We start from the raw sequence: 14,548 nt of genomic DNA on the forward strand, positions 1-14,548 counted from the left end.
CGCAGCGGAGGAGTGCTGATCAGGCGTCCGGGGTGAAGGTGAAGATTTCGCCCAGCCGGGTGGCCACGACCACTTCACCCTCGGGGCCGATGGAGGTGCCCGTGGTGGTGCCCGTTGCGCCCGGAAGCGGGTCGGAGTCGATGGTGTTGCCCGTGGCAGTGTCGAAGGTGATGAGGTTCAGACCCGCGCCGATGGCGGCGACGGTGTAGCCGATGTCGCCCGCGGTTTGAGCGGGAGTACCGCGAAGCGCGAGATCCTTACGCTCCCAGACGATTTCGGCGCTGTCGTCATTGTCGCGCAAGGCTGCCAGGTAGCCGTCGTCGCCTGCGGGGATGATCAGATCGCCCGCGACCGAGATGCCGCCGCGCGGCGCCCACGGCAGGGGCTGGACCCAGCGGGTGGCGCCGTCGGCGGTATCGAGTGCGATGAGCCGCTTGCTGTTGTCGCCGATGTAGACGGTGTCGCCATCGGCGGACAGCGCGGGGCTGGTGGCGCTGCCATCGGTGAGGATCTCCGCGCTCCACTCCTGGGACACGCTGCCGTCGGCGTAGCGCATCGCACGCAGCGCGGCCGCCTGCTTGCCCGGCTCCCAGACTGTGACGAAGAAGCGGCCGGTCGACGGGTCGACGGCGGTCGTGTTGGCGACGGCACAGCGCGGGCCGCCGGTCCCGCAGTCATCGAGACCGTCGCCGGAAGCGGGACGGGTGAGACCGGGGTACTTCAGGAAGTCGGGTTCGCCGAGCAGCTGCACCGTCGGCACCTCACGGCCACCGGTCTGACGACTCAGCACGTCGACCTGACCGGACTGCGTCACCGTCAGCACGTTGCCGTCGCCGGTGAACTGGATAGCCACCGGCACCCCCGCGACCGGGGTGCGCCAGCGCGGCTGACCGAGGTAGTTGAACGAATTCACCGCGCCGTCGTCGCCGACGTAGACATTGCTGACCCCGTCGAGCACGGTCGGCGCTTCGATCGTGGAGGGCCCGAGCGGGTTGCAGAAGCGTTTGCGGCCGGTGAGCATCTGGAAGGAGAAGATCGCGCAGTTGCCGGTGCTCGTGGTGACGAACATCTGTCCTTCGGCACCGATCGTCAACGGCTGGGCGATCGGGCCGCCCACCGGACGTGACCAGCTCAGCGACACCGCGTCCGCACCCGGCACCGGGCTACTGCTCGCATTACCGGCATCGTGATGCGTTGCGGGCCAACCCTTTCCGGCGCCGACCGTGATGTCGTCCACATCGGTGCCGCACCCAGCCAGCGCCACCACACCGGCGGCAGCGAGCGAGGCAACGACGCGAGTCCGAGTTCGCACCTGCTGATCTCCCTGTGTAATCGGGGTATGGCACGGTAAGTGTGCCCTGCGAAAGTACTCTGTGTACCCGACGACCGAATCCCCGGGGCTGGCCCGGCGGGATCATGACGGGAGAGTAGTTCGTGACGAGCATGTGGGGCGCGCCGCTGAGCGCGCGCTGGCGTGGATCACGCCGCCGCGATCCGCAGCAGGCCCGGTTCCTGACCAGGGATTCGCTGCGGTGGGTGCTCGCCAACCGCGCCTACACCCCCTGGTACCTGGTGCGTTACTACCGCCTGGCCAAGTTCCGCCTGGCCAACCCGCATATCGTGCTGCGCGGAATGGTGTTCCTCGGCCGCAATGTGGAAATCCACGCGACCCCGGAATTCGCGCGGATGGAAATCGGGCGCTGGGTGCACATCGGCGACGGCAACGCCCTGCGCTGCCACGAGGGCTCGCTGCGCATCGGCGACAAGGTGGTGTTCGGCAAGGACAACGTCGTCAACACCTACCTCGACATCGAGATCGGCGAATCGACGCTGGTCGCGGACTGGTGCTACATCTGCGACTTCGACCATCGCATGGACGACATCAACATGCCCATCAAGGACCAGGGCATCGTGAAGAGTCCCGTGCGGATCGGTCCCGACACCTGGATCGCGGCGAAGGTGACCGTCTTGCGCGACACCCGGGTCGGCCGCGGTTGCGTGCTCGGCGCGCACGCGGTGGTGCGTGGGGATGTCCCCGACTACAGCATCGCGGTCGGCGCTCCCGCCAAGGTCGTGAAGAACCGCAAGGTGGCGTGGGATGCCAGTGCCGAGGAGCGCGAGGCGTACATGGCCGCGCTGGCCGACATCGAGCGCAAGAAGAACGCCGCCGCTCAGGCCTGACCGCCGTGCGATTCGGCCGGTTCACTCGAATCGGCCGAATCAAACCGGGGCGCGGTGAGTCGGGCTGACACGGCCGCCGAATTCAGTGTTTCTGTCGGTGGGTATCGGTACGGTCAGCGGCGTGGAGAGCTATGCGGCGCTGCTGCGGGGAATCATGCCGACCAACCCGAACATGCGCAACGAGAAGTTGCGCGGGGTGTTCGAGGGGCTCGGCTTCGAGAAGGTCGTCTCGGTGCTCTCGAGCGGCAATGTCGTCTTCCGCACCGCTGACGACCCCGCCGACCTGGAAGAGCGCATCCAGCAGGCGCTCAACGCCGAACTCGGTATCCCCGGCGGCACCATCATCCGCAGCCACCCCGAACTCCGCGCCCTGCTCGACCGCGACCCCTTCGCGGGCCTCCCCCACGAACGCGGCTCCTACCTCACCGTCACCTTCTTCAAAGCGAAGATGCGCGAAGCCGATACCGAAGCCTTCGCCGACGACTCGCTCACCCGCGTCATCGGCTACGACCGCGAGGCCCGCGCCTTCCTCACCGTCAACGACAACAGCGTCGGCAAAACCCCCGACTTCATGGCCCGCCTGGAGAAGACCTACGGCAAGGACATCACCACCCGCACCTGGCTCACGGTGCAGCGCGTGGTGAAGAAGATGGAAGGCTGAACGGCACTTCAGACGAAGGCAGGCCTGTGGAACCACACCGAGCACCTGTCAGTGGGTGGCGGCGACCGCTCGGCAAAGGAAGACGACACCTGCGCGGCCGATGCGGGTGATCACCAGCGTGTAGGGGGTCGAGCCCCGTTGTTTGAGCTTTTTGCGGAGCGCGTCGGGGTCGACGTCGACTCCACGGATCAGGATCTCGAGCGAGCCGCAGTCACGGCGCGCGAGCTCCTGACGCAGCGTCTTCTCGCGAAGTTCGAAGCGGTCCTCGATGCGAAACCCGCGCATGCCAGCGGGGACCGTGTCGCCGGTGAGGTAGGCGATCTGTGGGTCCAGTTGCCAGAGACCGTGTTTCGCGGCGTAGTGGCGGACCAGGCCCGCGCGGACGACCGCTCCGTCGGGGTCGACGATGAAGTCACCGGGGGCGCGGTCGGGAATGTCGTCGGGGGCGGCGTCGGTGAGAGTTGTTGTCGTGCCCCGGGAATCGAGGACGGTCGCGCGGCGGGTGATGCCGGGCTCGGTCAGCCCGGGCGACCAGAGGCAGGCTTCGCGGACCGCGCCGTCAAGGGAGACGATTTCCACTTCGCCTGCCCAGCCGAGGCGGTCGAAATCGAGGCCGGGCGCGGATTTCACGGCGATGTCGCGGCCCGCGTAGGCGGCGAGCAGATCCGGGAGTGGGGGTTGGAGTTTCGCGGGATCGTAGGTGCGGCGACCATCGGATCGACGCGCGGGATCGGCGATGATCACGGTGTCGCGGGTGCTCGGCACCAGGGCGTCAGCCTTGGCCAACACAACGTTTCGGCCGTCAGCCGCTGAGGAAACGGCATCCGAAATCGCCGCCGACACCGGACCGACCCCGAGATTGTGTGCGGCCATGGCCAAGCGGACATCCTCGAGATCGCTGCCGATCACCGCCGGACAGGCCGCGGCCAGCTCGGACAGTTCCGCACCGATCGAACAGGTGACGTCGTGTACCGCGCGACCGGCCAATCGGGCCGCCCGATGCCGGGCGACGAGCGCGGGCGTGGCCTGTTGCAACGCGTCGTCGGTGAACAACCACTCGCCCGCCGCCGGCAGCTTCACCACGGCCTTGCGGCGCAGCCGCACCGTCTCGATCAGCGCCGCGGCGCGATCACCGTGCGAACGACGCACCTGCTCGATATCGCGCAGGTGCGTCGCGGGGGTCAGCTCCAGCCGGTCGACCTCGGCGAGCGCGGCACGGCCTGCCGCGCTGCCGAGATAGGCGACATCGTCGCGGCCGAAGCGATAGCCCACTTACTTCTGCGCCGCGCCCGGCTTCACGCCGGTGATCATCGCGTTGTAGAAGAACTCGCGCGGCACGACCTTGCGCAGCACGTTCTCGTCCAGCCAGCTCAGGCCCAGCCATGCGCGGTACTGCGCCAGGCGGTACGGCATGGTCAGCTTCTCGTCGGGGACGGCGGCCTCGAAGGTGCGCACCGGCCAGCCCCACAGGGCCGCGGCGAGTTCTTCGGTGGTGGCTTTCACATCGACCGCACCCGCGGACTTCGCCATCTTCTCGAGATCGCTCGGGTCGAAGGTGTGCAGGTCGACGACGGCCTCGAGGGCGGCGGCGCGGGAGGATTCGTCCAGCTCGGTCTGCGGACGACGCCAGCCGGCCAGGAACGGCAGCTTGGTGATCTCGGTGGTCACCTTCCAGGTGGCCTGGCCGAGGCGGCGGGCGTAGATGTTGCCGATGGTGGTCGGCTCACCGGCGAAGACGAAGCGTCCGCCCGGCTTGAGCACGCGCAGGCACTCCTTGAGCGCCAGCTCCACATCGGGGATGTGGTGCAGCACGGCGTGGCCGCAGACCAGATCGAAGGTGTCGTCGTCGTACGGGATGGTCTCGGCGTCGGCGACGCGACCGTCGACATCGAGGCCGAGGTGCTCGGCGTTGCGCAGCGCGACCTTCACCATGCCGGGCGAGAGGTCGGTGACCGAACCGGACTTGGCCACGCCCCCCTGCATCAGGTTGAGCAGGAAGAACCCCGTGCCACAGCCCAGCTCGAGCGCGCGCTCGTACGGCAGCGGAGCCGGGCCGACGGCGAGGTCGAACCGGCCGCGCGCATACGCGATACAGCGCTCGTCATAGGAGATCGACCACTTGTCGTCGTAGGTCTCCGCTTCCCAGTCGTGGTACAGGACCTGGGCGAGTTTGGTGTCTTTGCGCGCTGCTTCGACCTGGGCCTCGGTGGCGTGGGGGTTCGGCGCCGGGTCGTCGGGATGGACCGTCATGCAGGCCAGCCTAATATGTGCGCCCGGGCACGCTGCTGCTGGGACGAGCGACGGGCCTTTCCACCACACGGGACCGACCGCCCGCCGCCCGCGAGCGCGCGCCGACGCCGGGCCGAACAGGCGCTTCGCACGCCACCGCGACGAAGTCGCTGGGAGTTACCCAGGTTGCCGCACGATCAGCATGCGCGAAGTTAACGAGGGTTCCGAGCTGGTTGCTAGCGGCCGGTGAAGGTGGCGGCATTGGGCCCCTCCGCCGCGAAGGTGCGGGTGCCGGTGCGGGCGTCGTCGGTGTCGAACAGGGCCGACCATTCGGTGACAGCGGTGGCGTGGCCGTGCGGGCCGGATTCGAAGACCGCCTTCGCGGCGGCGAGGGCGCGCGGCGCGGCGGTGACGAACTGGGCCGCCCACGCGCGCGCCGCGGTGAGGACATCGTCGGGGGCGACGACCTCATCGACCAAGCCGAGCTTCGCGGCCTCCTCGGCGCCGACGAAACGGCCGGTGTAGACGAGGTCCTTGGCGCGGCTCGCGCCGATGAGCAGCGAGAGGCGGCGGATGCCCGAGAGCGGGATCAGGCCCGCTTTGATCTGCGGCAGACCGAGTTTCACGTTGTCGCCGACGATCCGGTGGTCGGCGCCGAGCGCGAGTTCGAGGCCCGCGCCGAGGCAGTAGCCGGTGATCGCGGCGACCGTCGGCTGCGGCACCCGCGTGAGACAGCCGAGCGCGGCCTGGTGATCGGCGGCCATGGCGGCGGCCTGCCCGGCGTCGAGCTCGGCCAGCTCCGACATCTCGTCACCCGCACTGAACACCCGCTCGTCGCCATAGACGATCAGCGCCGAAACCCCGGGATGGTCGGCCACCGTGGCCGCCGCGGCCGCCACCTCACGGGCCAGCTGGGCATCGACAAGGTTCAGCGGCGGACGATCGATGCGCAGCAGCGCGACGCCACGGGTGGTCGGCTCGGCGGGCAGCTCGAGGGTCACGAATTCGGCCATGCGGTCAACTTACCGGCCGCCGAAGGCACCCAACTGCGGCAGCTGGTCGAAATACCGTTCGTTGTCGGGGAAATTCGACAGCGGGCGACCGCCCTCGCCCGGCGCGTACTTCGGCATGATCGGCTCGACCACGCGGTCGGCGGCCAGCACGGCAGCGGTGTCGGCGAACCCGCACAGCGCGTCGAGCTGCGACCACGTCGGCGGCATCAGCACGTGTTCGCCCGCGCGCCAGCTCGCCAGGGCGTCCTGCGGAGTCCGCCAGCTCACCTGGGCGGCCTCGGAGGTGGCACCGTCGGCGATCTGGCCCTGCGGGAGCACCGCGACGAAGAAGCGGGTGTCGTAGCGACGGGGCTCGGCCTCGGGGGTGATCCAGTTCGACCACGGACGCAGGAGATCGGCGCGCAACACCAAGCCCTCGGCCGCGAGGAAATCGGCGAGGGACAGTTCGCGGCGCTCGAGCTTGCCGCGCGCCGCGCGATAGCGCGCCGAATCGTCGACGACGGAATCCGCGGTCGGTCCGGCCAGCAGCACGCCGCATTCCTCGAAGGTCTCCCGCACGGCCGCGGCGACGAGCGCTTGCGCGGTCTGTTCGTCCGTCGCGAAACGGTCTGCCCACCAGGCAGGTTCGGGGCCCGTCCAGGAGATGTCGGCCGTTCCGTCGGCCGCGTCGACGCCACCGCCGGGGAACACCGTCACCCCGGCCGCGAACGCCATCCCCTTCACCCGTTGCTGCAGGAACACCTCGATACCCGCCGCGCCGTCACGCACCAGCATCACGGTCGACGCGTCCCGCGCGGAGACCCCGGACTCACTCATAATCGTTCCTCTCCACCACCGAACCGCGTGCCCGGCGACCACCGGTCTACCGACCGGACCGGGCTACCTCCTTCGAGCGCAGCCCTTTCAGCACCCTAACGCCCGCTTGGTCGACCGTGCGCCGGGCTTCCCGGCGATCGGACGCCTGCGAGGTCAGCGCGGCTATCGGTGCGCCCGCGTGGCAGTTGGACGAGGCCGCTCAGTTCCGGCGGCGATGCCCGCCCGACCGACGAGCCCGCCGCGCGAACCATCGCCCATCGACCCGGTCGAGCGCGATCGACTGGCTGAACGCGCTGCTCAGATTCTCGGCGGTGAGCACATCGCCCAGGAGTCCCTGGCCGACCACCTCGCCCTCCTTGAGCAGCAACGCGTGGGTGAAGCCGGGCGGGATCTCCTCGACGTGGTGGGTCACCAGTACCATCGCGGGCGCGTCGGGGTCGGCGGCGAGATCGCCGAGACGCTCGACGAGTTCCTCACGCCCACCCAGATCCAGGCCCGCGGCCGGTTCGTCGAGCAGCAGCAGTTCCGGGTCGGTCATCAGGGCACGCGCGATGAGTACGCGCTTGCGTTCGCCCTCGGACAGGGTGCCGTAGGTGCGGTCGGAAAGGTGTTCGGCGCCCAGGGTTTCCAGCATATCGACGGCGCGTTCGGTATCGATGTCCTCGTAGCGTTCGCGCCAGCGGCCGAGCACCGCGTAGCCGGCCGAGACCACCAGGTCGCTGACCTTCTCGTCCACCGGGATCCGGCTGGCCACCGCCGCCGAGGACAACCCGATGCGCGGTTTCAGTTCGCTGACGTCGACGCGACCGAGCGTCTCCCCCAACAGGTTCGCGTTACCGGAGGTCGGATGGAGTTCGGCGGCGGCCATTCTCAACAGCGAGGTCTTGCCCGCGCCGTTCGGGCCGAGCACCACCCAGCGTTCGTCGAGCTCTACTTGCCACGAGACAGGGCCGACCAGGGTTCGGCCCGAGCGACGGATGGTCACATCGGAGAAGTCGATGAGCAGATCGGGATCGGGTTGCGACACGCGCTCCATCTTGGCCCACGCGGGCTCTCAGCGCAGCGACCGGCCCGTACGAGATTCGTCGGCGCTGGTCGTGGACGGGTCATTCGCGTTGCGAATTTCACTACGCAATATTCGCGCGGCGATGAAGGAGACAGGCACCGAGAGCACGACCCAGACGATCAGGATCACCACAATTGTCGTCATCATCGCGGAACCTCCCTGTGCCTCGATGTGCCTGGCCGTCGGTTACGTATACCCGCGAGTTACCGGCCCCACACCGCTTTGTCGCGGCGAGTCGCGAAAGCCGTGATCCAACTGCCGGATTCACCTCGCGCGTGTCGTGCGCTCACTCCCGTGGCGGCACCGCGATCACCGTCATCGAGCCGGGCGCCACCTCGGTGAAACCGGCATCACGCACGGCCACCGCACGACCCGCCGTCACCTCGGCCACCAGTCCCGCCCACTGCTGTTCGCCAGCGTCGCGCACCGCACACCGGAACTCGCGTGCTGCCCATGCGGCCGCCGCGTCCACTGGCAGCGCGCCTGCGAGCAGCATGCTGGCATGACCGACCTGCGCCGCCGCCTTCCCCACCGACATCTCCAATGCCGCGTTCACCCACAGCACCGGCACTGTGGGATCCACCGGACCTGGCTCGTCGTGCTCGAGGTCGGTCCCGCCGATCTGGAGTTTGCGGATGCGCTGATCGATCTCCCCGACCGGTCCGGGGACGAACGCACGCGCCTGCGCGCCGTCGACATCGACAGTCACCCCGTCCACGTCCCCCGCGGCCACCCACTGCGCGCCACGCGCCCGCCTGGCCACCTTCCTGATCCGCGACCGCTTCCACGCGAGGTAGCGCGGTTCCCACTCCCCGCCCGGCCCCGAACGTGGGTCGAGGCACACAGCGACGGCCGCCGCGGCCGCCGCTTCCAGCAGAGCGCTGCGGGCGGGCGGGTCGGCCTTGGGAATGTGCAGCACCATCTGCATCGCCTGCACCATCGCCGGGTCGTCGGGGTCGCCGTTGCCGCCGTAACCCTGCGCCAATTCCGCATGGCGAGCGGCGAATCCGGCGGACTCGTCACGGAACTCCGCCTCGGTCTGCTCCTCGGTTTCCAACCCACTACCCATGCCACAACACCCGTTCGATCGACACCAGTCCGTCCGCCAGCCTAATGGCGCGGCCGCGGGCGCTCCCGAGTCGTTACGTCCGGCCGGCGAGTGCGAACCGCGCTCAGTTCACCCGGACATTCACCATGAAGGTCGGCTCGGGGTCGATCGGCGGTTCGCTGGACGGGCCGTAGGTGAACTCGAGCGAGGTGTCGCCGGTCTCGGCGGCCCGGAACTGCCACACCGTGCTGTTGCCCTCGCTGAGAGGTCCACCGTCGGCGATCAGGACGCCCTCCTCGGCGTTGACCATGCTCCACTGGTCGGTCGAAGCAGGATCCTGCGCCAGCCGCACCAGCACGCGCTGACCGACCGTCCCCACGACCGTGCTGCCGTTGGCGGATTGCTCGACCGTCAGCGGGGCGGCCGTGGATTGCGGAACGGAGGTGGGTTGCAAGGTGACGTCATAAGGTTCGGTCTCGTCGTCACCGCATCCGGCTACCAACCCGCTGAGACCTGCCACAGCGACCAGAACGAGCAAAGACCTGCGCACAACGACCTCCCGATGACGAGCGGTGAAGACGTGCCGATTCCTGCGCGGCTGGTGCCGCGGTTCTCGTCACTCTACGTCGTGGAGGTCGCGATTCGACGCTACCGACCGAGCAGGGGAACCCGTCGCACGCCACCATCGCGAGCGTCGGCCGCTTCCACCTCGTCGCGGGTGACGCCGAGGATGAAGAGCACCGCGTCCAGGTAGGGATGCGACAGCGCCGTGTCGGCCACCTCGCGCAGCGCGGGCTTGGCATTGAACGCCACGCCGAGTCCGGCCGCGTTGAGCATGTCGATGTCGTTGGCGCCGTCACCGACCGCCACGGTCTGCTCCATCGGCACCCCCGCCTCGGCCGCGAACTTGCGCAGCGCGGTCGCCTTGAACGCCCGGTCGACGATCTCGCCGACGACCCGCCCGGTGAGCTTGCCGTCGATGATCTCCAGGGTGTTGGCCTGCACGAAATCGAGTTCCAGCTCGTGCGCGAGCGGCTCGATCACCTGCCGGAACCCACCGGAGACCACCCCGCAGCGGAAGCCGAGTCTGCGCAGGGTGCGAATCGTGGTGCGCGCGCCCGGGGTGAGCTCGATCCGGTCGGCGACCTCCTCGATCACCGACTCGTCGAGGCCTTCGAGGGTGGCCACGCGCTGGCGCAGCGATTCGGCGAAGTCGAGCTCGCCACGCATCGCGGCCTCGGTGACCTCACGGACCTGGTCCTCGACGCCGGCGTGCGCGGCCAGCATCTCGATCACTTCGCCCGTGATCAGCGTGGAGTCGACGTCGAACACGATGAGGCGCTTGGCCCGGCGGGCCAGCCCGGCCCGTTCGACGGCGGTGTCGACCTGTTCGGCGACCGCCACCTCGGCCAGCGCGGTACGCAGCGACGCGTCACCCTCTGGGCTCGTGTCGGTCGCGGTGACCATCAGTTCCATGCCGACAACCGGGTAATCGGCGATGCCACGAATCGAGTCGATGTTGGCGCCGCGGGCGGCGAGTTCGCGCGAGATCGCGCTGAACGCCTTCGCGGTGACCGGGGCGCCGAGCACCACGACAGCGTGCGTGGACATCGGCGGCTTGCCGATCTGCGCGTCCACGGACACGTCGACCTGCATGCCGACGGTGTTCATCGCCTCTTCGAGCTCGTCCTGCAGCGCCTCGGGGTCGTTGGGGCACGACACCAGCACGCCGAGGGTGAGGCGGCCCCTGATGACCACCTGCTCCACGTCGAGCAGGCTCACCTGATGCCGGGACAACGTCGCCAGCAGCACCGATGTGACGCCCGGTCGGTCGGGGCCGGTGACGGTCACGAGAACTGTGGTGTCAGCCAAGTCGATCTGCTCCATATCGGTTCCTTTACTGCGATGTGCCGTGACCGTTCACTTCGCAAGGAAAAAGCGCATGCACCTGCTGGTTCGTCAGCAGGTGCACACCCTGTCGTTCGGTGGTGTCTTACTTCTTCGCGAGCGCGCCTTCGGACACGTGCGTGCTGTGCTTACCCGAGCCCCAGCCGACGTGCGCTTCGGCCTTCATGCGCTCGACCATGTGCGGGTAGTGCAGCTCGAATGCCGGGCGCTCCGAGCGGATGCGCGGCAGCTCGTAGAAGTTGTGGCGCGGCGGCGGGCAGGTGGTGGCCCACTCGAGGGAGTTGCCGTAACCCCACGGGTCGTCGACCGTGACGACCTCGCCGTAGCGGTAGCTCTTGAAGACGTTCCAGATGAACGGCAGCATCGACGAGCCGAGGATGAACGCACCGATCGTGGAGATCGTGTTCAGCGTGGTGAAACCGTCGCTGGGCAGGTAGTCGGCGTAGCGACGCGGCATGCCCTCGGCACCCAGCCAGTGCTGCACCAGGAAGGTGGTGTGGAAGCCGACGAAGGTGGTCCAGAAGTGCCACTTGCCCAGACGCTCGTCCATCATGCGGCCGGTGATCTTCGGGAACCAGAAGTAGATACCGGCGAAGGTCGCGAACACGATGGTGCCGAAGAGCACGTAGTGGAAGTGCGCAACGACGAAGTACGAGTCGGTGACGTGGAAGTCCAGCGGCGGCGAGGCCAGGATGACGCCCGACAGACCACCGAAGAGGAAGGTCACCAGGAAGCCGATCGACCACAGCATCGGTGTCTCGAACGTCAGCTGACCGCGCCACATGGTGCCGATCCAGTTGAAGAACTTCACACCGGTCGGGACCGCGATGAGGAAGGTCATGAAGGAGAAGTACGGCAGCAACACGGCGCCGGTGGCGTACATGTGGTGCGCCCACACCGCGATCGACAGCGCCGCGATACCCAGCGTCGCGTAGACCAGCGTGGTGTAACCGAAGATCGGCTTACGGCTGAACACCGGGAAGATCTCCGACACGATGCCGAAGAACGGCAGCGCGATGATGTAGACCTCGGGGTGGCCGAAGAACCAGAACAGGTGCTGGTAGAGCAGGATGCCGCCGGTGGCCGGGTCGTAGATGTGGCCACCCAGGTGGCGGTCGTAGGCCAGACCGAACAGCGCCGCGGTGAGCAGCGGGAACGCGAGCAGCACCAGGACCGAGGTGACCGCGATGTTCCAGGTGAAGATCGGCATGCGGAACATGGTCATACCGGGTGCGCGCAGGCAGACCACGGTGGTGAGCATGTTGACGCCACCGAGGATGGTGCCGAGGCCGGAAACGGCCAGACCCAGAATCCACAGGTCGGTGCCGACACCGGGCGAGTGCAGGATGTCGGTGAGCGGCACGTACGCCGTCCAGCCGAAGTCCGCCGCGCCGCCGGGGGTCACGAAGCCCGCGGTCGCCATGGTGCCGCCGAACAGGTACAGCCAGTAGCTGAACGCGTTCAGTCGCGGGAAGGCGACGTCTGGGGCGCCGATCTGCAGCGGCAGGATGATGTTGGCGAAGCCGAACACGATCGCCGTCGCGTAGAACAGCAGCATGATCGTGCCGTGCATGGTGAACAGCTGGTTGAACTGTTCGGGCGAAAGGAACTGCAGACCCGGTCGGGCCAACTCGGCGCGCATCAGCAGCGCCATGAGTCCACCGACCAGGAAGAAGCTGATCGCCGTCACCAAGTACATGGTGCCGAGCACCTTGGGGTCGGTGGTGGTGACCGCCTTGTAGAGGAACGAGCCCTTCGGACCGGTCCGGGCCGGATACGGTCGAGTCGCTTCCAACTGAGGGACTGGCCTGGGCTCTACCGCAGTCACTGATCCTCCTGAAGATGCCTGTACGTCACTCGCAGAGTCGGCCGCGTTTCGGGAACGAACAGCAGCAGACATGCGTTGGAGTGAATCGTAAACCGTGCTGCCGCAGCATTCCGCGCGGGTCCTACTCTGTGTCGTATTCGGCGCGCCGTAGTTCGCGATCCTGATCTTCCTCCGCAGGTCGCGTGGGTGCAACGGTTGTCGGCGATGACTTTTCGACGCTCGGCGCGTCATGATCGATGGCGGGATACCCCGTGTCACCGTCTCTGTCGCGCCACCCCAACAGCGGAGGAGAGTCATGTCATTCACCCCGAAGCCCGGTGACCCCACCTGGGTCGACCTCTACACCACCGATCTCGACCGCGCGATCGCCTTCTACGGCGAACTGTTCGGCTGGACCGCCGAACGCGGCGGCGAGGAATTCGGTGGCTACACCACCCTGCGCAAGGACGGTCGCGCGGTAGCGGGCGCGATGAGCCGCCTCGACGATCCCGGCGACCCGTATCCGGATCGCTGGACCGTCTACCTGGACACCCCGAACGCGCTCGAGACGACAGCGAAGACGCGCGACGCGGGCGGCAGTGTCTTCGTCGAACCCATGGCGGTCGCCGATCTCGGCACGATGGCGATGCTGGCCGATGTCGGCGGCATCGGAGTCGGCGCCTGGCAAGCCGACACCTTCGCCGGTTTCGAAACGGTGGGCACCGTCGCCGAAGGCACCTGGACCGACCACGTCGGCGTCCCGTCCTGGTTCGAGCTGATGACCCGCGCCTACGACGAATCGCTGACCTTCTACCGCGATGCCTTCGGCTGGCGCGACACCCTCACCATCGCCGACACCCCGGACTTCCGCTACACCACCATCCACGCCACCTCCCCCATGCTCGGCGGCGTCCTCGACGCGGGCGCGCACCTGGCCGACGGTGTCCCCGGCGCCTGGACGATCTACTTCGGCGCCGACGATGTCGACAAGTCCGCCGAACAAGCCGTAGCTCTCGGTGGCAGCGTCGCCATGCAACCCATGGACACCCCCTACGGTCGCCTCGCCGGCTTGATCGACCCCACCGGCGCGCATTTCAGCATCGGCGGCAACGCCCGCTGAGGCGAACCCTCGGCGGCGCGCGCACGGTGCCGCCGGGGTTCGCCCACCTAGGGGTGGTAATCGATCCCCCTTGGAGGCGACGCGGCAACGCTGGGGTTGCTGTCGGATCGCCCTCCCGAAGACGAGATTGGAGGTGTACCCAAAGACACCCGACAAGCCTTCGAGGGGAACCCGATGAGCATCACGGTCACCGCACCCGCCGACAACGTCATCCCGATGCGCAGCCGCTCCGGCGCGCCGCTCGCCGCCGGTCAGCTCGCCGACGCCGACCTGGACCGTTGGGCGAACCGCCTGGCCCGCGTGCTGCTCACCCGTGGCGCCGACGCGGGCGACCGGATCGCCCTCGCCGTCGACCCCCGGATCGAGTCGGTCGTCGCCGAGGCCGCGGTGCGCAAGATCGGCGCGATCCCGGTGCCGGTGCGCGTCGGTGCGTCCACCGCCCCCGGCGCCGGATTCGGGATCACCACCAAGGCCCGCCGGGCCCATCTCACCGACGGCGCCGACTGGCTGGTGCTCGACGAGCGCTCGACCCTGCAGCGCTATCTGGTCAGCTCCGACGCGCCGCTGGCGGCCACGGAACTGCGCGCAGTCTCCTGAACCCATTCCGATGCGCTCGATACAGGTTCAGAATGAACATAGAGCGCAGTACGCAACGGCGAGCACTACCCACGAGGTACATACCCGACGGTCGGGGACCAG

General features: G+C 68.2%; 15 protein-coding genes. 4 read left to right on the forward strand and 11 right to left on the reverse strand.

All coding sequences use genetic code 11. From position 1 onward, the window contains the following. Nucleotides 1-19: 19 nt before the first annotated feature. Nucleotides 20-1,312: an outer membrane protein assembly factor BamB family protein gene (locus ACWZHB_RS20700; RefSeq protein WP_427903500.1), complete on the reverse strand. Its 1,293-nt coding sequence runs from the start codon at nt 1,310-1,312 to the stop codon at nt 20-22. A gap of 122 nt (nt 1,313-1,434) precedes the next feature. On the opposite strand from ACWZHB_RS20700, the gene ACWZHB_RS20705 reads away from it, so the two are divergent. Beyond that, entirely contained in the window at nt 1,435-2,181 is a 747-nt protein-coding gene (locus ACWZHB_RS20705) for an acyltransferase (RefSeq protein ID WP_378900544.1), read from the forward strand. Nucleotides 2,182-2,302: 121 nt separating this feature from the next. Then, nucleotides 2,303-2,842, forward strand: a complete 540-nt coding sequence (locus ACWZHB_RS20710) for a DUF1697 domain-containing protein (protein WP_427903501.1) — start codon at nt 2,303-2,305, stop codon at nt 2,840-2,842. A 48-nt stretch (nt 2,843-2,890) separates the two neighbouring features. Here the strand turns inward: ACWZHB_RS20710 and ACWZHB_RS20715 are convergent, their stop codons facing one another. The 10 genes from ACWZHB_RS20715 to ctaD all read right to left on the reverse strand — a co-directional run bounded on the left by ACWZHB_RS20715 (nt 2,891) and on the right by ctaD (nt 12,750). After that, nucleotides 2,891-4,114, reverse strand: a complete 1,224-nt coding sequence (locus ACWZHB_RS20715; protein ID WP_427903502.1) for a THUMP-like domain-containing protein — start codon at nt 4,112-4,114, stop codon at nt 2,891-2,893. After that, a complete protein-coding gene (locus tag ACWZHB_RS20720) occupies nt 4,115-5,092 on the reverse strand; it encodes a methyltransferase domain-containing protein (RefSeq protein ID WP_266291959.1) in 978 nt (325 codons plus the stop codon). A gap of 215 nt (nt 5,093-5,307) precedes the next feature. Next, complete coding sequence (locus ACWZHB_RS20725) at nt 5,308-6,084, reverse strand: enoyl-CoA hydratase-related protein (RefSeq protein ID WP_427903503.1); 777 nt, start codon at nt 6,082-6,084, stop codon at nt 5,308-5,310. 9 nt (nt 6,085-6,093) lie between these two features. Beyond that, the gene (locus ACWZHB_RS20730; protein ID WP_427903504.1) at nt 6,094-6,900 is read right to left on the reverse strand and encodes an NUDIX hydrolase; all 807 of its coding nucleotides are present in this window, start codon (nt 6,898-6,900) and stop codon (nt 6,094-6,096) included. A gap of 199 nt (nt 6,901-7,099) precedes the next feature. Beyond that, complete coding sequence (locus ACWZHB_RS20735) at nt 7,100-7,936, reverse strand: ABC transporter ATP-binding protein (RefSeq protein WP_427903505.1); 837 nt, start codon at nt 7,934-7,936, stop codon at nt 7,100-7,102. 18 nt (nt 7,937-7,954) lie between these two features. Continuing rightward, complete coding sequence (locus ACWZHB_RS20740; RefSeq protein ID WP_427903506.1) at nt 7,955-8,113, reverse strand: hypothetical protein; 159 nt, start codon at nt 8,111-8,113, stop codon at nt 7,955-7,957. Nucleotides 8,114-8,252: 139 nt separating this feature from the next. Further along, nucleotides 8,253-9,035: a peptidyl-tRNA hydrolase gene (locus ACWZHB_RS20745; protein ID WP_427903507.1), complete on the reverse strand. Its 783-nt coding sequence runs from the start codon at nt 9,033-9,035 to the stop codon at nt 8,253-8,255. 103 nt (nt 9,036-9,138) lie between these two features. After that, nucleotides 9,139-9,564 carry a hypothetical protein gene (locus tag ACWZHB_RS20750; RefSeq protein WP_427903508.1) on the reverse strand — a complete coding sequence of 142 codons (426 nt, stop codon included), beginning with the start codon at nt 9,562-9,564 and terminating at the stop codon, nt 9,139-9,141. A gap of 98 nt (nt 9,565-9,662) precedes the next feature. Next, a complete protein-coding gene (gene serB / locus ACWZHB_RS20755; protein WP_427903509.1) occupies nt 9,663-10,901 on the reverse strand; it encodes a phosphoserine phosphatase SerB in 1,239 nt (412 codons plus the stop codon). A gap of 106 nt (nt 10,902-11,007) precedes the next feature. Then, nucleotides 11,008-12,750: an aa3-type cytochrome oxidase subunit I gene (gene ctaD, locus ACWZHB_RS20760; RefSeq protein WP_266291978.1), complete on the reverse strand. Its 1,743-nt coding sequence runs from the start codon at nt 12,748-12,750 to the stop codon at nt 11,008-11,010. 295 nt (nt 12,751-13,045) lie between these two features. Between ctaD and ACWZHB_RS20765 the strand changes: the two genes are divergently transcribed. Further along, nucleotides 13,046-13,849, forward strand: a complete 804-nt coding sequence (locus tag ACWZHB_RS20765) for a VOC family protein (protein ID WP_427903510.1) — start codon at nt 13,046-13,048, stop codon at nt 13,847-13,849. 174 nt (nt 13,850-14,023) lie between these two features. Further along, the gene (locus ACWZHB_RS20770; protein ID WP_427903511.1) at nt 14,024-14,446 is read left to right on the forward strand and encodes an AMP-binding protein; all 423 of its coding nucleotides are present in this window, start codon (nt 14,024-14,026) and stop codon (nt 14,444-14,446) included. Nucleotides 14,447-14,548: the final 102 nt, after the last annotated feature.

It is taken from the genome of Nocardia sp. FBN12 (assembly GCF_054031145.1).